The sequence below is a fragment of the Paenibacillus sp. FSL W8-0186 genome, assembly GCF_037969765.1.
Lineage (GTDB): Bacteria > Bacillota > Bacilli > Paenibacillales > Paenibacillaceae > Fontibacillus > Fontibacillus woosongensis.
The window spans coordinates 2,187,399-2,208,541 of the sequence record NZ_CP150207.1 but is presented as its reverse complement, the minus strand read 5'-3'; the positions used below and the strand labels follow the sequence as shown (position 1 = coordinate 2,208,541).

Here is a 21,143-nt window from a genome sequence, read left to right as displayed (position 1 = left end):
GGCGGCATAAGCTAAGCCTGCTGCTTTGCCTTATCCCACGCGATTCGGATCTCGCGGTCAAGGTCAAATTCAAGTCGACTATCACGGTTTAACAGCATCGTTGGCCGACGCTTCAGATCGTATGCAGGCCAATCTGGAATTTCCTTGTTATTTGGGTTGCCATTTCGTGCAAACGCTGCCCAGGTCGTGTACATTTGAACCGCCATGACATGCCCGTCCGAATCTTCGGCCGTATTAAATATATAAGGGAGTTCGGAGCCGTGCGTAGCCAGGCCTGATTTGGGGTCAGGATAATCATATCTGAACAGCCACGCAGCTGTACCGTGACCCGCTTGCAGCTCGACCAACCGTGTGGCGGGCATAGCAAATTCATTGCGAATGAGAAGCTGAATCAGCTTTTCAAGGACATCATCGCCCTTCTGCTCCAAATATAAAGGAGATACGTCATCCCAGACGCTTCCTATTTTCTTTTGAAAATATTGCAATATTTCATCTTCGCTCATACGCTCCCAGCTCGGGTCAAACGTTCTTGTGAAATCGTTTAAAGTGTACCCGGCCATAATTGGAATATGGATGGCATCTCCTGCAGCCACCGCTTCAAGCGGCATGTTCGGCAAATACTCGCCATCTATATTCGGTTCCATCCCGTTGCCGGCATGGGGCTTTGGTGCTGCTTCAAGGATAGCTTCAGCGGTGATTTCGTGCAGCTCTGATAGATTGTTTTCTGATATACCTAATTTTTCCAGCATGACCTCGGCCAGCTTAGCGGCGTTGTCAGCTGTTCCAATTGTTTGAATGCCGCCGCTGTGAATGATGGCTTTTTGAAACAAACCTCTCGCTGATGGCATCGACAATAGCAGTCCGACACTTCTCCCGCCTGCAGATTGTCCAAATATCGTAACGTTGTCAGGATCGCCACCAAATGCTGCAATATTCTCTTTAACCCATGTTAGAGCGGCTACCTGGTCGAGCATGCCGCAGTTTCCTGATGCCGCATAGTCCTCCCCGCCGATCTGCCGCAGCTGTAAAAACCCGAAGGGACCCAAACGATAATTCATCGTTACCAAAACAACATCATTCAATTCAGCCATTGCTGTGCCATTAAAGCGAGGGTCCGAACCTGATCCGACCGTAAAAAAACCGCCGTGAATCCATACCATAACGGGACGTTTCTTATGATCTGCGGCTGGAGACCAAATATTGAGATATAAGCAGTCTTCACTGTAGCCTTCTGGTGCTGCTTCTTGGCCCCATAGCAGCGGCTGCATTGCCCTTGGAGCAAACTGCTGTGCTTCCTTGATACCCTCCCACGGTTCTGGCGCTTGCGGCGGCCTAAAGCGCAGCTTTCCTAACGGCGGCTTCGCATAGGGGACACCCCGCCAAGCAAATACCCGCCCCTCTTGCGCACCTTGAAGCTGGCCGAACTTGGTAGTTACCAATGCTGCAGTCATCCTCATCACTCCCATTCTAAGTTCATTAATGGCACCTACAATAATGCAGTAAGCTCATGAATGTCTTTGACTGAATCTAAGTTTAGAACGCCGTCTACAATATGACTTAATTGCTCGTCCGACCGCGGGATCATCGCAAGCCGTGCGCATGCCTTAAATTTTGCAATCAAATCATCCAGACCTAATGGGTGGGTGGGATCACCGTAAGGGGTCTCTATTACGGTACTGAATACCTGATCCTTCGTGTGAATTTCAGTAAAGCCCCGAAGGGTATCCTTTAAACTCATGGAATGATCAATTTCATAGGTTACCATAGCCGCAATACTTAGCACTTCCGAATCTTCTAAAACCTCGGATTTAAAATGATCCAGACTAACCGTCCCATGATGAATCGCAACCCCAATCGCATATGGAATACTAAACTTCGCGTTTATAGGCGAACTCGGACGCTGTTTGGCTTCCAAAGGCTCACACAGCATTTTATTGACAGGGCTGACCACAGTTCTGATTGCCTCAATATCCTCAACTTGCACACTATGCTCTTGCATGATCTTTAAAGCCCCTTCGATATAGGGGTGTGTACCGCGGCAGCTAGGCCAAGCCTTAAAGCTTACATTTGCCATTTCATACACTGCTCCCAAGTTCGCAGTCATGGCTTCGGCATCGTAATTGCCTTTGGCATACGCGTGGAAAAAACCAAGCCTCCCTTCAAACGGCTGTTGAAACCCTGTTACCCCTTCCTTTGCCAGCTGAGCCGAGAGTACGCCGGACTGCGCAGCAAAAGCATCCCGAATGGAGCGAATGACCGACTGCGGATTCTGAGTTAATTCCGCGCTGCATGTCGCCTGACATAATGTTAAAGATATGGCATCCAGCATCTGCTCCGTCGACAAACCTAAGACTTTGCCAGCTGCAGCCGCTGCGCCAAAGGCGCCGAAGACCGGAGGCATATACCAACCTGCTTCCAGCAAATTATCTTTGATTGACAAACCCAATCTGCATACCAGCTCACTGCCAAGCGCTATTGCCGTTATCAGTTCCTTGCCGCTGACCTGCCCGGACGCTTCAGCAACGGCAAGCGCAGCAGGAATCGCTGCCGCATTGGAATGAACGAACGCTTTGTCGTGGGTGTCTTCAAAATCCATCGCATGTGCCAGTGCACCATTAGCGAAGGCAGCCATATGTGCGGGCCGCTTCGCCCCTATGCCCAGAATTGTGCTTTCCTCATGTCCGCCATTTGCAACAGCCAGCTTCAGCATAGGCGCACAGCCATCCCCTAAGGTAGTCGCTGCGAGCATGACCCCAATCGCATCGAGCAAGCTTTTTTTGGCGGTTTCAATGACATGAACTGGCAGATCTTCATATTGCGTCTTCACAATAAAATCGGCAACTTCTCGAGATAACTGATTCATTTATTCCTCCAGCTTGATTTGCTCTGGCGTCCATTGAGGCGCATTAAAGTTCGCACCTTTAACATAAGGTTGAGTCGCAGAGATATTCTTTGTGGCGTAGATCCAGAAAAACGCAGCATGATCATCCGTTGCTACCTTCTGCATATCATGAATCATGCTTTTCGCTTTGGCCGGATCAGGCTCATTCGAGGCTTTGCCTATGAAGTCCTGAAGCTCATCCGGATTGTAAACCACCGGCAATCTTGCTGCAGAAACACCCGGTCCCAACAGCCGGGCATATGCCCCCAGCTCATTAGGCACTATGGTAAATGGTACAATGGTTAATCCATTCTTCCATCCACCCTTTTCAGGACCGCCTGTCAGCATCTCGAAATACTTCCCTTGGTCAACCAGCTCAACCTTGGCCGTGATCCCTACTTCCTGCAGAAATGCCTGCACTGCTGTTAATATATCCGAATAACCGGGGGTGTTTTGTGCATACAACGTAGTGGCAAACCCATCTGCATATCCTGCCTCTTTCAGCAAAGCTTTGGCTCTCTCAGGATCATAGGGATATCCTTTAACATTGGGATTATTAGCTGTACTGGCCTCTGTCGCCAGCTGGAAGGTTGCTTCGTGATAACCATAGCCCATGGTCTCGGCAATAGCTTCAAAATTAATGGCATGCCAAACGGCTTGCCTTACCTTCACATTCGAATAAACTGAATCTGAATGCGCACTGTCCGGCAGCAGGCCCAGCACGGATGAGGCTAAATCAGAGGCCTCTATATTGTATTTATCAGCTTGCTTCAATTCGTTCGCATCCTTCGGACCGAGGCTCATAATCGCATCAATCCCGCCCGTTTCGAAAGAAGCCTTCTGAGCAAACGGATCCACGATCACTTCGATCACAAGCTTATCCAGCTCAGGAGTTCCCTGCCAATAACCTTCAAACCTCTTAAAGACTATACGCTGGTCCCGATCCCAGCTGACAAATTGATATGCACCCGTACCGATCGGATTCATCTCAGCCCAGGCTTCTCCATTCTCCTCTACTGATTTTTGCGATACCATCATGCCAGGAATGCCTGACAAATTTTGAAGCAGCATACCGTCAAATTCTTTCAAATGCAGCTTCACTGTATAGTCTCCAGCCGCTTCAACAGACTGAACTTTAGCTAATTCTGCTCTTTCGGTCGCGATATACCGGTCCAAGTTCCATTTCACAACGTGAGCATTGAAATCGGAACCATCATGGAACTTAATTCCCTGCTTTAATTCAATTGTAATGGACAAGTTATCGTCTGCGATGTTATAGCTTTCAGCGAGGTAAGGTTCGGGTTCACCCTGTTGATCCCGTCTGAATAGCCTTTCAACAGCCGGCGCAGCGTAATTCGGATCAGACTGTTTCATAAGCGTAGGCGGGTTCCCCAAAATGATGGCATCCTCTGATACAGCAAACGTGAAGGTCCCGCCTGAAACTGATCGGTCAGCCTGGCCTGGATGTTGTTCTGCGGGTATGTTCTCAGTTGAAGCATTCGCTTCAATCCCTGTGTTGACTGACGCACTTTTATTGGTGCAGCCCACCGCGAGGATAATCATGCATGTAATCAAACTCATCACCAAGGCTATTTGCTTTCGAGCCACCATAGATGAATCCCCTCCATTTGATTAGGTTCCTAACCATTAGCAAATATAAAAGATTAAGCCACTTAGATGTGGCTTAACCCTATTCAATTTAATGCATTTTAGCTGATTCAGGCGTCCAATCTGTCAGGAATGTCGTTGTCATGCCATCACCTTCGACGCCTTTAGCTTTGATCGTAGTGTTTGCGCCCAAATAAAGGGGGATGGCTGATACCTTCTCCCCAAATAGCTTCTGCTGAAGCTCAAGTACTGCAGTTTTATACGTTTCAGAATCAGGAACCGTCCTGGACTGTTTCATCAATTCATCTAATTCTGGATAGGTCTCAACGCTGCGGGCATTGGTGCCGAAGCTGGCCAGATTTCGAATCATATCCCATGATGTGTCGGGTGCGACCCTGAACACATATCCAATTAAGCCTTCCCAACTGCCGTCTGCGCCTGAAATTTCTCTAAATTTCGCTCCATCCACAGGTGCCAGTTCAAGCTCAACTCCAATATTCCCCAGATAAGATTGAATCGCAGTGTACAAGTCTGCACTTTCTGGGCTGTTCGCAAAAATGACCTGGGTTTTAAACCCGTCAGCATACCCGGCATCTACTAGCAATTGTTTCGCTTTATCTGGATTAAACTCCGGTTTAATCTCATCATTATAGTGGTCCAGACCAGGAGAGCTGTATTGTGAAGTGGCTGTACCGTAGCCAAACGCCAATGTTTTTACGATGGCTTCTCGATCAATCGCCAGCGACAGAGCTTGACGAACTCTTTCATCCGCCCAAGGGGAGTCAGGATTTCCTCCAGATGGATAGATCGCTGGCCCGAACGCACCAAACCCGGAGAACTTAATAACTTCAAAGTTGGCTTGAAGATCCTGAGCCACTTTTGCTGAAGTGTTATAATAAACATCTGCCTCTCCAGCAGACATTGCAGCTGAAGCCGTCTGCGAATCTGTGATCATCTTCCACTCTACGCCATCGAGATAGGGCATACCTTCCTGCCAATAATTTTCGTTCTTCTTAAACTTTACAGAAACACCTTTGACAAATTTCTCCATTACAAAGGGTCCCGTCCCGACCGGATTTTCCATCGCCCAATCCTTGCCATGTTCATTAAAAGCGGTAGGCGAAGCCATTTTAACAGCCGTTAAGATGGTATCCATCATGCCAATATCCCAAGTATTTAACTTGATCACAACGGTAGTCGCATCGGGAGCTTCAATGGATTGTGTATCCGTTTCATTGAAGTTCGGTTTTTTTGACAGCCTATATTGTTCCAAATTCCACTTTACAGCCTCTGCATTAAAATCTGTGCCATCTGAGAACTTAATGCCTTCTTTAATTGTAATGGTGATGGTGTTCGCGGCCGTATCAATCTGCCAGCTATCTGCCAAGAAAGGGGTCAATGTCCCCTTGGTGTTGTATCTGCCCAATGTCTCAAGAGCTGTTGCACTGACCATAAGGTCACCAATCGAGCGAATTTCGGGGTTATACCCCAGCGCCTTGATCGCATCATCTCCAATGATGATTCTTAATGTTCCGCCACTTTTCTTGCTTGCAGTCGTTTCCTCCTGCCGTTCAGATTTCGTGTTCGTTTCCGAATCGGTATTTGGCTGGTTCCCCGATGCGTTTTGATTCGCCGAACTTGTGCAGCCGGATAAGACTAGAGCCATTATGAAAAAGCACAACATGAAGTAATTGTTCATCCATTTCCGCTTCAAATGAATACACCCCCTGCATCACTGTGAATACGCTTTCATACTCATCATAATCAACACAAGGGGTTTACTAACATATCCACGATGTACGAATAATTAAAATTGAATTAATAAACGATGCACAAATATTGCAAATACAAAATGACCATTTAAAAACTCCGGCTTGTATACCGGAGCTATGGCGATTGTGTTTGTTCAAACTTTGATACAAGCTACTCCATGGTCGGCAGCAACAGACTTCAGAGGTGGCTCCATCTCTTTACATTCACTCGTCGCTAATGGGCAGCGATTAGAAAAGCTGCAGCCCTTGGGTTTGTTAAGAAGGCTCGGCACTTCGCCTTTGATCTCCACATGCTCACGTTTCTCCTCTATGAACGGATCAGGGATAGGTACTGCAGAAAGCAGCATTTGGGTATAGGGATGCTTGGGACTCTCGTACAGGGTTTTCCAATCCGCAATTTCAACGATCTTACCCAAATACATCACGGCTACGCGATCACTTATATGACGTACGACGGAAAGATCATGGGCAATAAACAAGTAGGTTAATCCCAGTTTCCTCTGAAGATCCTCCAACAGATTAATAATCTGAGCTTGAATGGATACATCCAGAGCGGAAATTGCTTCATCACACACGATAAAGGACGGGTTGCTGGCAAGAGCCCTCGCAATTCCGATCCTCTGCCGCTGACCTCCACTGAACTCATGCGGCATGCGATTCCGAACATCCGGATTCAGACCAACCATTTCGAATAATTCGACCAATCTTTCTTCGTACTCTTTGCGGGACTTCACCATTTTATGAACCTTAAGCGGTTCGCCTACGAGATCCGCTACGGATTGTCTTGGGTCCAGCGAGCTAAACGGATCTTGAAATATCATGGGCATGTCACGACGTAAAGGTCTCATTTTGCTTAATGACATTCTGGTAATGTCATGATTTTGGAACACGATACTTCCATCCGTCGGTTCATACATTCTCAGAATCGTGCGTGCCACTGTGGTTTTACCGCATCCGCTTTCTCCGACAAGCCCCAATGTCTCCCCTTTTCGAATATCAAAGCTTACATCATCTACAGCTTTTATATCCGCAACCTTGCGGCTTAATAGCCCTTTGGTTACAGGGAAGTACATCTTTAGATTCTTGACCTCTAAAATCGTTTCTTTCTGTTCACGAGGTATTTTCTGCTGCAGTTCTGCTTGTAAAGTGGCAGACACTTCATTCTTAGCCGCTTCAACATGAGAGCTGCCGATCTTCCATCCGGAATTTTCAATTTTCACATAACAAGCTGCGGAGTGATTCTCCCCCACTGTCATTGGCGAAGGCGCTGGATTACTGCTGCAGACTTCTGTCGCAAACTCACATCTAGGCAAGAAGGCGCATTGCTCCTGCTTGTTCGCTAGGTTTGGCGGAGAGCCTTCGATCGATAACAACTTCCGATCCTTCGGGTCATCCAAACGTGGAACCGCCTTCATGAGACCGATGGTATATGGATGTTTTGGATTTTTGAAAATTTCCTTAGTCGGGCCTGATTCCACAATACCGCCTGCATACATGACATATATTCGCTCTGCGTATCTGGCAACAATGCCCAGATTATGCGTAACCAGAATCAAGGAGGTATTCGTCTTCTTTACGACATCTTTCATCATTTCCAACAATTGCGCTTGTGTCGTCACATCGAGAGCAGTAGTAGCTTCATCGGCGATCAACAGCTTCGGATTACATGATAAAGCCATCGCGATCATAATACGCTGACGCATCCCTCCGCTAAATTGGTGCGGATAGTAATCCACACGATGCTCGGCATCGGGTATACCTACCATGTTTATTAATTCGACAGCACGCTTTCTAGCTTCTGCTTTGTTCAAACCCATGTGAAGCATAACCGATTCGGAGATCTGCTTTCCTACCGTCATAACGGGATTCAGCGAGGTCATCGGCTCCTGAAAGACGACTCCAATTTTGCCGCCGCGCACATTTCTCATTTTTTCACTGTTCGGCTTGTAGCTCAATAAATCCTCGCCATCAAACATGACACTCCCATCAACTATTCGTCCTGGGGGCGTGGGAATTAACTGCAGGCCCGAGTATTGGGTTACCGATTTTCCGGATCCACTCTCCCCTACAAAAGCGACGATCTCCCCTTCATCAATATGGTAGGACACGCCGTCTACCGCCTTGATGGTCGAACCATCACTGGAAAAATAGGTCTTTAGGTTTCTTACTTCAAGAAGATGGTTCATATGTTACCCCCCTGATTGCTATGTTAAGGTTCATATCTGACTCCCCCTTATTCCGCACCGCGAAGTCTTGGGTCGAGTGCATCCCTAATTGCGTCCCCTACTATATTAAATGCTAGTACCACAATCACTATGGCTACACCTGGAGCTAGAGACAGCACGGGGTTGGTAAGCAAATAACGATAACCGTCGTTTACCATAGAGCCCCATGAGGCGCCTGGCGGCACAATCCCCAAGCCCAGGAAGCTTAGTCCAGCTTCGGCCAAAATAGCCATCCCTAAATTCATTGTAATTAATACAATGAGCGGTGAAATACAGTTCGGCAGCACATGAACCAGCATATTTCTTAAGTTGCTTATGCCTGTAATCGTGCCTGCTATGACAAAATCAGCTTGTTTCACAGACAGCACTTGTCCTCGCATCAGTCTCGCGTACGCAGGTACGATGGCCAAACCTAGCGCTATGATCACATTCACTATACCGCCCCCAAGCACGGCCCCGATCGCCATGGCCAATACAATCATAGGAACGGCAATGACAGCATCCATAAATCGCATCAATACCGAATCAAGCCATCCGCCAAAATAACCTGACACCAACCCTATACTCATTCCCAGCACTCCAGCAATGATGACAACTACAAATCCAACAATTAAAGATATTCTTGTACCAAAAATGATTCGGCTGAGCACATCTCTACCCAGCATGTCAGTGCCTAATAAATGAGTAGAGGATGGCTGTATTAAGGAATTGGACAAGTCCTGCTTATATGGGTCATACGGCGCAAACAGCGGCGCAAAGATAGCAACTAATATAGTAGCAATCAAAATAAATAGGGCAATCACAACAATTTTTCGAGCCAATAATACTCGAAAGAACCGGTGGGTACTGCTGGTTTGCGGTGGGAGTTCATGTAAGGCTGCCGGTGCTATAGTTGATTCAGTTGTCATATCCCTCACTCCTTGTCTTATTTGTAGCGAATTCTTGGATCAATAAATCCATACGCGATGTCTACGGCTAAATTCCCAAATGCTACAACGGATGCAACGATCAGAACCACACTCTGAACCACAATATAATCTTTGCCAAAGATAGATTGAACCATGAGCCGTCCCATGCCCGGAATATTAAATACTTGTTCGATGAACACGGAGCCTCCAACCAAATGAGCAAGCCCCATACCAAGCAAGGTAATGACAGGAATCAGCGCATTTCGCAAAGCATGCCCCAAAACTACTTTTCTTTCTGACAATCCTTTCGCTCGGGCAGTCCGTATATAGTCCTGACGAATCACTTCAAGCATAGACGAGCGCGTTTGACGTGCAAGTGAAGCAAGTGAACCCAGGGATAGCAAGACAATAGGCATAATGCTTTGATGCATACTTCTCCAGAAATCATCAAAAGGCGAGGTGTACCCCTGTACTGGCAGCCAGCCCAGCTTCAGGCTGAACAGGTAAACCCCAAGAATGCCCAGCCAGAACACAGGTACCGCCATCCCCATATTTGCAGTCACTGTAATAAGGGAATCCACCCAGCTTCCACGTTTGACAGCAGCGATAATACCTGCTGGAATGCCAATCATGATCGCTAGCAGGAAAGACAACAATCCAATGTGAAATGAAATCGGGAGCCGCTGCTGGATCAGCGCATTCACACTTTGATTGTAAGCTATTGAATTTCCTAAATCTCCGCGAAGGACATTCGTTACCCAATTCATGTACTGGATAGGAAGCGGCTTATCGAGCCCAAGTTCCTGTCGAAGATTTTCTATTTCTTCTTGAGATGCATAATCTCCCAGCATAATGGAAACAGGATCACCTGGCAGAAGGTGCATTATCATGAATACAATAATGCTTACGAAGAAAAGTATAAGTAACGTTTGTAGTATCCTGCGCACAATGAAAGTAAACATGATTCAGTTCTCCTTATCATTTAGTATCAGCGCTTCCGCACCATCTGACTTTTTATCATTTTATATGTGAACGCTTACAAATTATACATTCATCATGTACTAAAATCTTCACCTTCAATACAACACGATACACGAATTCACTCCTGGTTAGAAGTAACGTACGCTCTACCATGGATCCATACCATAACAGGCCGCTTCTTGCTATCGGGTGACGGAGACCATATGTTCAAGTTCAGACAATCCTCATTCATTTCTGCGCCTAATGAGATGCTTCTCCATGTGGAGCAGCGTACTTTTCCATACTTGGTTTCAACGATTGCACCGATCATAGAAATCCCCCTATATCCAGGATGTTTACCGAAAAGGAGCAAGGGCCGTTCCTATACATGAGAACGCCCCTTCCCCCATTCTTAATGTGTTAGACTGGTTACCGCGTGGCTGTTTCGGGTGACCAATAGGCAGCATGTGTTTGATTTAAACCTGTGCCCTGTACATTATTCGTTTTAACGATCGGCATGGAGCTTATAAACATGTTGACAGTCAACTGCTGTTCATCCGTGATCAATTTCTGCAATTGATGCGTATAATTTTTAAGTTCATCCAGATTTTTCGCTGTTGCTGACTGCTCCAGCAAGTCATCCAATGCCTTTGGCGGCTCGATCGATTTATACATGAATCCATTGGAGCCAAGCATGATATTCAGTACAGTAGGGACCTCGGTATCCATTTTTGAAGTCAGTTTGATGATCCCATCCCAACCTCCATCAGGCCCTCTAATGGATGTGAACTTGGCGCCGTCAACAGGATTTAATTTAAGCTTGATCCCCACATCGGCTAAATAACCTTGTACCGCTGTCATCATTTGCGTATCAGCTTCTGATTGCGCATAGGTCATGTCAGTCGTAAAACCATCCTCATAGCCTGCTTCTTTAAGCAGTGCCTTCGCTTTCTCAGGATTATATTCCAAACCTTTCACATCAGGGTTGTAGGTCCACGCATTGGAAGCGGCCCACTGGTTAGTTTGAACCACGGTTTCCCCATAAATGGTATTAATGATGGCCTTGATGTCTATCGCATGACCCACAGCTTGACGGACTTTGATATCTCGATAAGGAGAATTTAGATCAACCGTATTAAAGGCCAGGTGCACCCCAGCTGAACCAATCCCGTTCTCCAGCTTCAGAATATCAAATTGACCGGCTAAATTCTTAACCGTAGAAGCGGAAGGTTCTAATAAAATATCATAATCCCCCTTCTGCATCGCTGCTTCTGCAGTCATGGGTTCCTCAATGAAATCAAATTGAATCCCTTCCAGTTTTGGAAGCCCTTCCTGCCAGTAGTTCTCATTCTTCTTAAATGAGATGGATTGACCCTGATTCCACTCCTCCATAATGAAAGGCCCTGTACCTACCGGACTTAAATTCACGGCATCCTTGCCCTGTGTCTCAAAGGCTGCCTGCGAAGTCATTGGCACGACAGCAATCACATTAATCATACTCACGTTCCAATCCGCCAAAGTAATCTGCACGGTATGCTCATCGATGACTTCTATCGAATAGGTATCCGTTTCGTTAAACACTGGTTTTTTTGCAATTCTATACTGATCTAGATTCCACTTTACAGCCTCGGCATTAAAGGGGGTACCATCATGGAATTCAATACCCGTTCGCAATTTTAAGGTGATCGTTTTTGCAGCCTGGTCTTCCTCCCAGCTTTCCGCAAGATGCGGTGCAACGTCTCCTGTTTCGGTGTAGCGCCCAAGCGTTTCAACAGCAGGCGCGCTTAGCAGGGTTTCTGTCCTTGAGATAATATCCGCAGGGTGACCAAGTGCTCTTGGCATCGGTCCGGATATTATTTTTAGCACCCCGCCGCGTGCCGCGGTCTCAGTCTGATCGGCTGGTTGTTCAGAATTCGTGTTGTCCTCTTGCTGACTGGCAGCCGGAGCATTCGAGCAGCCCGCAAGAGTCAGAAGGAAGAGCAGAAACAATAGAGCGCTGACATTCAACCTTTTATAGGTACTGCCTGCAAACATATGGATCACCAACACTTTCCTATTTTATTTTCAAGCAACACAGATTTCTGAAAGCGCTACCATTGATTGTAACCCAAGCATAAGATATTTGATATTCCAAAGACACTTGCACTGTGTAGGAAAATAAAAACGGAGATTTGTGAATTGTAGATAAACCTTCTGCTCATAAAAAAAGAAGTGCCTAAAGGCACCTCATGGTCAACAGAGCAGCAATGTCAAGCAGGGGTCAATTTCATAGGTGCGGCCAGTACACCCCATTCCGCCCAAACGGTCATCTTGACTTCTCCGTTTAAGGCAATAGCCTTCGTATGCTCCAAGCCTTTTTCGATGGCGAACCGAACCATCATACGGGCAAGCGGGCTTGCAGGACACTTATGAGGTCCCCCTCCGAAGACAATGTGCTGGCTGATATTCGGCCGATTCAGAATAAATTGATCACCATCTGGAAAGACATCCTCATCCCGGTTGGCCGAGAAGTAATTCAAGGCAATCGGTTCGTCCTTCTTAATAAGCTGTCCCCGGATCACTACATCACGTTTTGCTGTTCTGGCCATACCTCGATACGGCGTAAGCAATCGCAGATATTCCTCAGTTGCTGCTGGAACAAGACTCAGATCATTCCGCAGTTGTTCCTGGACATCTTTGTTCTCGGCTAAATGTACAAATATACTGGCAATCAGCACACTAGGGGCAACCATACCCGCAACCAGCATCGCACGCGTAGCTCCTAATATCATATCATCCGTATAGTAAGAGGCATCCTTGCCTTCCTTAGCCTGGAGCAGAGCACTTACAAAATCCTCTTCAGGATCCATCGGCTTTTCTGCTCGGTCTTTAATAATCGTTCGTGCAATATCATACAGCTGAAAACTGAGCTGTTTCACCGTGTCTTGGTCCTTGTTCGCAAATGCAAAGATGGATTGTACATAAGCGGTGCTAATTCTTTTAATCTCCTTGGACAGTACCTTGGAAATGTTGAAGAATTGAGCAAACACTAAGGCAGGTATTTCATGGGCGTATTCAGAGGAGATTTCGACTTCCCCTTTCTTAGCTAGAGACTGCATCAATTCGTCGATATCCCGTCCGATCCTGGGTTTGATTTTTTCCATTTTCTCTACTGTAAAAAACTTGTTGATGAGCCGGCGATAAGTGCTGTGTTCAGGCGGATCGAAATGTAGAGGAGGACGCCTTCCAGTAAAGGCTACCTTCGGAACAACATTTTGAACGGAGGTGGTATAGGTATGGTAATCCCTCAGCACATGAACGACATCTTCGTGCTTTGACAGAGCCCAAAACCCTCCCCATTCATTGCTGTGGGCTACGGGACATTTGCTGCGCATTTCCTTATACAAGTCCTGGGCGCTTGTAAATGTTTCAGGCGTGCTGTGATCAATCGGATCAAAATCATGATCAAACCGCTTATCTAAAATTGGCGTCTCAAATAAAGCTTCCTCAAATTTCTCTAATTCACCCTTTTCTGTCCCGTTCTGATCACTCATTCGAATCCCTCCTTTTAAAACTAGCCTACTTTTACGATAATAGCAGCTCCGTTGTCACCAGCTGCGCAGCCTGTGGCTAGTAAGTATCCCCCGCCTTTCATTACTGTTTCCTCGATCGCCTCGATCAGCAATCGGCCGACGGTTGGCGCTTGAGGATGACCAAACACCAGCGAGCTGCCATAATTATTAAAATGCATGGCGTTGATGCCAAGCTCTTGTGCCAAATACAAATCATTTACAATAAATGGATTATGGCTTTTGATCGTCGTGAGATCTTGAACTGACACCCCCGCTCGTTTCAGCGCCATCTTTACCGCTGGCACCGGGGCAGCCGGCATTGTCCCCTTCTCTGCTCTGGCATACCCATATGAAATCACTTGAATAGGAATGCTTGAATCTGTGCTTAGTCTTGCCGCATTGTCCTGCGAGGTTACAATAATCCCTACATTACCGTCGGCAGGATGCGTCTGTCCTCCAAACGAAATAATCCCATCCTCCGTTGCAGGACGAAGTTTTCTTAAAGCTTCCATAGAGGTTTTAGTTACACCCTCATCGGTTTCCAGCACCCTGGTTTCCCGCTTCGATACTTGAATCTCCACAGGAAGCATATAGCGTTTATGGAAGGCCCGGTCATCCTTCATTGCTTCATTATATTGCTCGTACCTGCGGAGCGTCAGCTCGTCGGCCTGCTCCTTTGTAAATCCGTGCTCTTTTGCAATTCGCTCCGCCGTATGCACCATTCCAATGCCCGTAGATGGATCTCCAGCCATGTTATCCATATTCCAATTTTCGGAAATGACTTCACCCCCGGGTCCTTTCGGATTAGGCCAGATTGTATGCGGACCGTTGGAGCAGCGATCCACTAACAGGCAATAAGCTGTATTCGCATTCCCCAGTTCCACCGCAGAGGCTGCATTGAACACTGCAGTGGTTGAGGTTGCACAGGCATGCATTAAAGTCTGCCCAGGAATATCTGGGGCACCCATTAATGTAGATGCCCAGGATGCCCCGTAAAAAACACCTTTTTGCCCAATGGTGATACCCAAATAAAGATAGTCCAATATCTCATTCGGATCCCATCTTCTAGATTCGAACCATTTTTTACTGCTGCGGGCGCCTAATTCTATAGAATTCTCATTTTGGAGTGCACCCTGCCATTTGCTAAAAGGAGTTGAATAATACCCGCCATAGGGAATGAAGGCTTTTTTAAACATACTCAGGGTCAGGCACTCCTTCCACCGATTTTTGTTTTAAATATAGGCCGCTCGCCGGATGCTGCAGCCAACAAGCCGCTGAGTGCATCCTCTGTTTTAAAGATATCGGTTAATCCCGCCAACTCCAGCTCGATGCCATCGTCAATGGTCATATTTGTCTGCTGATCAATCAGCTCGTTCATCGTCTCTAGTGCAATAATACCTTTATAGGAGATGGTTTTGGCTAATTGTGCCGCTAGCTCTTGGCTTACACCCTGAACAGGTTCGCCATCTAATAGCCGCCTAACATTCTCATCGGAGAAGGCTTTTTGTAATTCCAGATATGAAGCAGGAATCTCCCGTTCCGCATATTTGTCAGTCTTCTCACGCTGCACAAGCACTTCAATCGCTGCTTCAATTTGTTCCATCTCTACAAGCTCTGTAATGATGCCAAGATCTTTTCCTGCTTTGGCAGACAGTTTTTTTCCGGTAAAGGTATAATATTTGGTTAACTCCTTGCCCACATGGCGGTTTGTTCGAAGCATGCCGCCTAAGCCCGGATAAATACCCAAGCCGCTTTCAGGAAAAGCCATAGAGCCTTGCGCAGTTGCTACAATCGCTTGACACGCTAAAGCCAATTCACTGCCGCCGCCAAGTGACAATCCATCCAGCACAGCAATGGTCAATTTGGGTGAGGTTTCCAATCTTCTAAACAGCTTGTGGCTTCTGCGCGTAAAGGCTACGTTCTCATCGATTTGATCGGTCTTGATGCATTCGATGAAATGCTTGATATCCGCACCGGCCACAAAAGCTTTACCCGCGCCCCGTATCGCAATGCCCTTCACTTGCGGATCCTTCTCTGCGTTATCAAAAGCGGCTTCCAGTTGATCTACAACAATAGGATTTAGAGCGTTCATGGCTTCTGGGCGATTAATCGTGATGTAAGCGACACTGTTCTTGATCTCCATATCAATGTATTGGAAAACAAAAGGTTTCCCAAGCTCTGCCTGCTTCCTTATCACTTCAGGTAGATGAAACCCTGGACGTTTGGCGTACAGTTCCTGCACCATCTTGAAGGCTTCGTCCACACCCACCTTATTCATTAGCTCAAAAGGTCCCAACTTCCAGCGCAGGCCAATTTTTGCCCCGCGGTCCGTATCCTCAATACTGGCTACGCCCTCATCAACTTGAGCCCCTGCGGCTCCAAACACGGCCGCGTAGATTTGGCGGATGATCTGTTCAAATTTGCTCTCATCCACCTCTCCGCCGAGGTCCCAATCCTGCTTTAGCGCCACTTGCTTACTCAACAAGTCTGCAGGAGCATAAAACTCACTAATTTCTTTCGCCATGTAAGTAGCCGCATGCTCAGCAATTGGAACGCCCGTAACATTCATAAGCTCAAACGGTCCCATTCCAATTTCAAACCCTTGTCTAGCGGCCGCGTCAATGGTAGGAATATTCGCTGCCCCTTCTTGCAATAAATGAACGGATTCATTGAGAAAGCAGACAAAGTATCTATTGACAGCAAAACCAGGTGCATCCTTCACCACAATGCTTGTCTTGTTATGCAGCTTACTGATCAGGAGCGTTTTTTCAACGGTCTCCGGGCTCGTACCGTCATGCGGAATAACTTCTACGAGTCTATTTTTTGCCGGATGATAGAAATAATGCATCCCGATCACGCGATCCGGACGAGTAGTGAATTTAGCAAGGTCCTTCACATACAAGCTTGAAGTATTGCTTGCCAGAATCGTCTTCTCGTCACAGATGGCATCCAGCTTTTTAAAAACCTCGCCTTTTACTTCCAGGTTTTCAAAAACCGCTTCAACGACCAAATCTGCTCCCTTCAGCGCTTCATAGGATGCTGTTCCATGAATGCGGCTTAATGTTTCTTCAACCTGCTCTTCCGTAAATATGCCTCGCTTGACTCCCTCTTCCATGGTTTTGCTAATTATGGAAAGGCCTTTTGCAACCTGCTCTTGGGTTACATCAACCAAGGTAACCTCCAAGCCCTCTTGCGCCATTTTTTGTGCAATACCAGAGCCCATGTTCCCTGCTCCCACAACACCTACTTTGAATTTGTTGGACATATCCATTCTCCTTAATCGTAATTGCTTTATGTTTATTCAATTGTAAAATCTGGAGTAGTAGAAAAGTACGTTCACCATGCAGGAAAATAAATATCGAAATTGCTCGAGTATAAGGAAAATCAGCGGACCATATTACAGCTCCACCGTTCACATCGTTATGAAATGAAAAGTTGATCCAACACCCGGCGACCTTCCCGTCTGGGGTCGTTCACGATATTACACTGCTTGTCAAAAACCATAGTCGGCCGTTCCTCCAAATTATAGGGGGGCCAGACTGGCAATCCATCATGGTTCGGATTGCCCGAACGGGCAAAGCCGATCCAAGCCTGGCTCATATTGGCAGCTAGATCAGAAAGTCCCGGGTCGTCTCCAATAAAATCCGGTGTAGATTTATGTAAATTATCAAAGACAAAGGGGATTTCGAGCCCATGCAAGGATTTCATTTTCCCGCCAAGAATGGGGGACTCATGCTCGAACCGATACATGTAAACAGGGGCTCCCTTTTGAGCAATTTTTCGCTCGGCAAGCACGATGGAATCCTTGATGGTAATCACATCACTAGAAACGGCAACCAGCAGGTCATTGGGTGATGCGTTCGGTTCATCCTTCAAATATGCAGCAATCACCCTGTCTACGTTCTGTTCGCCAACATAATGCTTAAGCCATTGCCGCATTCCCGCCTCATCCACCTGGCCTAGACTGGGCTCGGAAGCTAAGAAGATAGTGGATTCATCCTTTGTCGTCCCAATCATAATAGGAATGTGGGCCGATATTTCTGGTCCGGCCGGATCAAATGGATGATGGGGAAGATGCTTGCCATCTACTACAGGACCGACATTCATAACATTTCGTCCTTTTTCAGCAAATGCGATGGGATCCCATTTACAAATATGGTAATAAGCATCCCACAACTGCTTGGGATGAAGCTGATGAAGCCGCTCAAGCTGATCTTTTTTTAACCCTAAGTCTGCTAAAATACGCTCTGTTGTTTCTGCAGCCGCCGAACTCTCCACCATTCTCAGCCCGTATGCCCCTTGAATGACCGCCCGATGAAACAAACCCTTCGCTGCAGGCATTGCGAGCAATGTACTGACTTTACCACCGCCCCCGGAATGTCCGAAAATCGTTACGTTACCCGGATCTCCTCCAAAGGCTTCAATATTGTCACCAACCCATTTCAGCGCCGCCACGATATCGAGCATGCCGGCATTGCCTGAGGCTCCATAATCAGAACCGCCCAATTCCTTCAAATATAAAAATCCGAGCGGCCCCAGCCGATGATTGATTGTAACCACCACAACATCGCCGCGCCTCGCTAAACAAGTGCCATCATTCACCGAATTTGAACCCGAGCCAGCAAAGTAACCGCCGCCATGACACCAGAATAGAACGGGGCGTTTCTTTCCGTCCCGCGTGCCCGGAGACCATACATTAAGAACAAGGCAATTTTCTGATTGAAGCTCTTCTGATTTTCTTGGCGGTTGAGTTCGGGTTAGCTCATTATCTACATTGATGCCGCCTTTCGTTTGGAAGCAGGCAGGACCATAGTCGAATACATCGCGCACCCCCGTCCATGAAGCTGGCCGGGTTGGGGGCATAAATCTGGCGCTGCCATCGGTAGGACCTCCATATGGAATACCTTTGTACACATTAATTCCTTCGATATTTAGCCCTCTAACTTTTCCATAGCCGGTTTCTACAACATCACTGTACAAAGCAAATCATCCTTTCTATTGTGCTTGGCATGTATTTTGATCCGGAGTAGGATGACGGCGTTTTCAATCGGGCGGGTACGATATCCTAAAATAATTATAGTTTTTATACTCATTCCAAAATATGTTCACCGTGTATTAATTTTCATATTTCATTTTGGTTATGGTAACGAAAAAACAGCAGGCCAGAAACGGACTGCTGTTTGCATCATATTTGCTAATGTCTTTTGGCGAGCTTCCATTCTTTTTCGAAAGGGCCATTCTCGTTTCCCCCTCGTACCCCCATCACCAATTCCTTGCCCGGACGGGAGGTGTTAAAATATATTTCTTGAATTTCTGCCGATTTATGAATAAACGTTCTGAACACATGAGCATGCCCCTCTGCAGATTCCTGTTTCTCACCTATGTAGGCGCCATTTTCATGCCCCATTTGGGCTGGATATACAAACAGCTTTTCGTTCTTGGCCTCAAATCGAAAGGTTTCCCAGTAGACTGTCATGCCTGCTTCATTTGAAGCTTGCATATTGCCGAACATCAAGGTGTATACAGGCTCGGAAAAGTCTAGGATGAATCCTTCGCCCTGCCACGCCCCGCTTATATACGCCAGCTCTCTTAACGGATTGTGCATCTCCTTCACCTCTCGCAGCTAGTTATTTACCTAAGTCGTCGCTTTTCGCATGGATGATGAGTTCACGCAGCTTGGACTTTTGAACTTTTCCGCTTGCTGTAGAAGGCAGTTCATCCATAAAGAACACTCTTGAAGGCAGCTTATAAGTAGCGATCATGGATTTCAAGTAATCAATGAATTCCTCAGGGGCAGCTCTTTCTCCCGGGCGCAGCCTTATTACGGCACAGGCGATCTCCCCCATGACAGAGTCAGGCAAGCCTAAAACAGCCGCTTCCAGTACCTTCGGATGCTTTTGCAGCAGGCCTTCTACTTCCTGCGGATAAATGTTAAAACCGCCTCTAATGATGATTTCTTTCTTACGGCCTAAATAACGCACATAACCGTCACGATCCATTGTGCCTAAGTCGCCTGTATAGAACCAGCCGTCTGCATCAAGCACCGTTCGTGTCTGCTCTGGCTGTTGGTAATATCCCTTCATAACCCCAAAGCCTCGGCAGGCGATTTCGCCAACTTCACCGTAATTAACTTCCTCCCTTTGACTATTCACTATTTTCACTTCTGCGCCTTCGACTGCTTTACCTATCGTTTGGTAAATATGCTCTTCTGTATCATCATAATTTGTAATCGTCACTGTACAGGTTTCAGTAGCACCGTAGGAAATGCTTAGGACCATGCCTATTTCTTCTCGAACTGCACGAATAACTTCAGGCGGACAAGGAGATGCCCCTGTCATGCCTGCCCGCAGGCTGGAAAGATCATAGCGTTTGAAATTAGGATCTTTCAGCTCCAAATTCAGCATCGAGGGTACGGCATGCTGAATGGTAACCTTCTCTTCCTGTATAAGCTCTAATGCCTTGCTCGCTTTAAATTTATCCAGCAAGACCATCCTTGAAGCGAAATAAATAGCGGATAATAGATTACATCCCAGCCCGAAGACATGGAAAATCGGAGCTAGAATCAGGAACACATCCTGATCCGTACATTTCATGCTTTTTCCAATGGCAATGCCCGACTTCACTAAAGCTTGGTGCGTAATGAGCGCGCCCTTCGGCGCGCCTGTCGTTCCAGAGGTATAAAGAATACAATAGATATCCTCTGCCTCGATCTGCACCTCCGGCAATACAGCAGGTTCAAACTCAGCAATCAATGCCTCATATGACCGGAATGGAGGCTGGCTATAACGAACGGTGATGATCTCGTTCACCAGCGGCTGAACAACTTCATACTCCATATTTTCAAATTCCTCACATACAAAAACCAGCTTTGCCCCTGAGTTGCTCAGAATATGCTTCATCTCATGTGAACGATATTTGGGATTGAAGGGGACAAGCACGGCTCCAAGTCTTGCGATGGCTAGATATAAAATTACAGCTTCATTCCAGTTTGGGAGCGATACCCCTACTTTATCCCCGGCCTTGATCCCGAGTGACATAAGCAGGGCTGCTGCCAGTTCCGATTCATGTAAAAGTTGTTCGTAATTCATTCTCCGTACCAGATCATATACCGCTTCTTTATCGAAGTTGGCTTGCGCTGTCCTTTCAAATACATCCCAAACCGTGAAGTTGTTACTGGCTGCTTTCATTTATTCCCCTCCCACCGACTGATAACGCTTCCATTTTACTTGTCAAGTTTT

At 46.8% G+C, this 21,143-nt stretch carries 15 protein-coding genes; all 15 read right to left on the bottom strand.

The window, feature by feature from the left end:
• Nucleotides 1–11 precede the first annotated feature (11 nt).
• The 15 genes from MKX50_RS09830 to MKX50_RS09760 all read right to left on the bottom strand — a co-directional run bounded on the left by MKX50_RS09830 (nt 12) and on the right by MKX50_RS09760 (nt 21,092).
• Complete coding sequence (locus MKX50_RS09830) at nt 12–1,451, bottom strand: carboxylesterase/lipase family protein (protein WP_339159414.1); 1,440 nt, start codon at nt 1,449–1,451, stop codon at nt 12–14.
• Between the two features lie 35 nt (nt 1,452–1,486).
• Nucleotides 1,487–2,863 carry an MmgE/PrpD family protein gene (locus MKX50_RS09825; RefSeq protein WP_339159412.1) on the bottom strand — a complete coding sequence of 459 codons (1,377 nt, stop codon included), beginning with the start codon at nt 2,861–2,863 and terminating at the stop codon, nt 1,487–1,489.
• Entirely contained in the window at nt 2,864–4,462 is a 1,599-nt protein-coding gene (locus MKX50_RS09820; protein WP_339159410.1) for an ABC transporter substrate-binding protein, read from the bottom strand. It abuts the gene before it with no gap.
• A 118-nt stretch (nt 4,463–4,580) separates the two neighbouring features.
• Nucleotides 4,581–6,203, bottom strand: a complete 1,623-nt coding sequence (locus MKX50_RS09815) for an ABC transporter substrate-binding protein (RefSeq protein ID WP_339159408.1) — start codon at nt 6,201–6,203, stop codon at nt 4,581–4,583.
• 192 nt (nt 6,204–6,395) lie between these two features.
• Nucleotides 6,396–8,447 (bottom strand): ABC transporter ATP-binding protein, encoded by a 2,052-nt coding sequence (locus tag MKX50_RS09810; RefSeq protein WP_339159406.1) that lies wholly within the window; start codon nt 8,445–8,447, stop codon nt 6,396–6,398.
• Nucleotides 8,448–8,494: 47 nt separating this feature from the next.
• Nucleotides 8,495–9,394, bottom strand: a complete 900-nt coding sequence (locus MKX50_RS09805) for an ABC transporter permease (RefSeq protein WP_339159404.1) — start codon at nt 9,392–9,394, stop codon at nt 8,495–8,497.
• A gap of 17 nt (nt 9,395–9,411) precedes the next feature.
• A complete protein-coding gene (locus tag MKX50_RS09800) occupies nt 9,412–10,356 on the bottom strand; it encodes an ABC transporter permease (protein WP_339159401.1) in 945 nt (314 codons plus the stop codon).
• 137 nt (nt 10,357–10,493) lie between these two features.
• Nucleotides 10,494–10,685, bottom strand: coding sequence for a carboxylesterase family protein (locus MKX50_RS09795; RefSeq protein ID WP_339159399.1), 192 nt, complete (start codon nt 10,683–10,685; stop codon nt 10,494–10,496).
• 98 nt (nt 10,686–10,783) lie between these two features.
• A complete protein-coding gene (locus tag MKX50_RS09790; RefSeq protein ID WP_339159397.1) occupies nt 10,784–12,388 on the bottom strand; it encodes an ABC transporter substrate-binding protein in 1,605 nt (534 codons plus the stop codon).
• A 215-nt stretch (nt 12,389–12,603) separates the two neighbouring features.
• On the bottom strand, nt 12,604–13,887 hold the full coding sequence (locus MKX50_RS09785; RefSeq protein WP_339159395.1) for a cytochrome P450: 1,284 nt from the start codon (nt 13,885–13,887) through the stop codon (nt 12,604–12,606).
• Nucleotides 13,888–13,907: 20 nt separating this feature from the next.
• The gene (locus MKX50_RS09780; protein WP_339159393.1) at nt 13,908–15,101 is read right to left on the bottom strand and encodes a thiolase family protein; all 1,194 of its coding nucleotides are present in this window, start codon (nt 15,099–15,101) and stop codon (nt 13,908–13,910) included.
• Between the two features lie 8 nt (nt 15,102–15,109).
• Entirely contained in the window at nt 15,110–17,170 is a 2,061-nt protein-coding gene (locus MKX50_RS09775; protein WP_339159392.1) for a 3-hydroxyacyl-CoA dehydrogenase NAD-binding domain-containing protein, read from the bottom strand.
• Between the two features lie 155 nt (nt 17,171–17,325).
• Nucleotides 17,326–18,885 carry a carboxylesterase/lipase family protein gene (locus MKX50_RS09770; protein WP_339159391.1) on the bottom strand — a complete coding sequence of 520 codons (1,560 nt, stop codon included), beginning with the start codon at nt 18,883–18,885 and terminating at the stop codon, nt 17,326–17,328.
• Between the two features lie 214 nt (nt 18,886–19,099).
• Nucleotides 19,100–19,510, bottom strand: coding sequence for a hypothetical protein (locus MKX50_RS09765; protein WP_339159389.1), 411 nt, complete (start codon nt 19,508–19,510; stop codon nt 19,100–19,102).
• 22 nt (nt 19,511–19,532) lie between these two features.
• A complete protein-coding gene (locus tag MKX50_RS09760) occupies nt 19,533–21,092 on the bottom strand; it encodes a class I adenylate-forming enzyme family protein (RefSeq protein WP_339159387.1) in 1,560 nt (519 codons plus the stop codon).
• Nucleotides 21,093–21,143: the final 51 nt, after the last annotated feature.

What these genes read in the sequence shown, in the direction of transcription:
- MKX50_RS09830 (WP_339159414.1), bottom strand. Translation starts at nt 1,451, where the DNA reads ATGACTGCAGCATTGGTAACTACCAAGTTCGGCCAGCTTCAAGGTGCG.
- MKX50_RS09825 (WP_339159412.1), bottom strand. Translation starts at nt 2,863, where the DNA reads ATGAATCAGTTATCTCGAGAAGTTGCCGATTTTATTGTGAAGACGCAA.
- MKX50_RS09820 (WP_339159410.1), bottom strand. Translation starts at nt 4,462, where the DNA reads ATGAGTTTGATTACATGCATGATTATCCTCGCGGTGGGCTGCACCAAT.
- MKX50_RS09810 (WP_339159406.1), bottom strand. Translation starts at nt 8,447, where the DNA reads ATGAACCATCTTCTTGAAGTAAGAAACCTAAAGACCTATTTTTCCAGT.
- MKX50_RS09805 (WP_339159404.1), bottom strand. Translation starts at nt 9,394, where the DNA reads ATGACAACTGAATCAACTATAGCACCGGCAGCCTTACATGAACTCCCA.
- MKX50_RS09800 (WP_339159401.1), bottom strand. Translation starts at nt 10,356, where the DNA reads ATGTTTACTTTCATTGTGCGCAGGATACTACAAACGTTACTTATACTT.
- MKX50_RS09795 (WP_339159399.1), bottom strand. Translation starts at nt 10,685, where the DNA reads ATGATCGGTGCAATCGTTGAAACCAAGTATGGAAAAGTACGCTGCTCC.
- MKX50_RS09790 (WP_339159397.1), bottom strand. Translation starts at nt 12,388, where the DNA reads ATGTTTGCAGGCAGTACCTATAAAAGGTTGAATGTCAGCGCTCTATTG.
- MKX50_RS09785 (WP_339159395.1), bottom strand. Translation starts at nt 13,887, where the DNA reads ATGAGTGATCAGAACGGGACAGAAAAGGGTGAATTAGAGAAATTTGAG.
- MKX50_RS09780 (WP_339159393.1), bottom strand. Translation starts at nt 15,101, where the DNA reads ATGTTTAAAAAAGCCTTCATTCCCTATGGCGGGTATTATTCAACTCCT.
- MKX50_RS09775 (WP_339159392.1), bottom strand. Translation starts at nt 17,170, where the DNA reads ATGTCCAACAAATTCAAAGTAGGTGTTGTGGGAGCAGGGAACATGGGC.
- MKX50_RS09765 (WP_339159389.1), bottom strand. Translation starts at nt 19,510, where the DNA reads ATGCACAATCCGTTAAGAGAGCTGGCGTATATAAGCGGGGCGTGGCAG.
- MKX50_RS09760 (WP_339159387.1), bottom strand. Translation starts at nt 21,092, where the DNA reads ATGAAAGCAGCCAGTAACAACTTCACGGTTTGGGATGTATTTGAAAGG.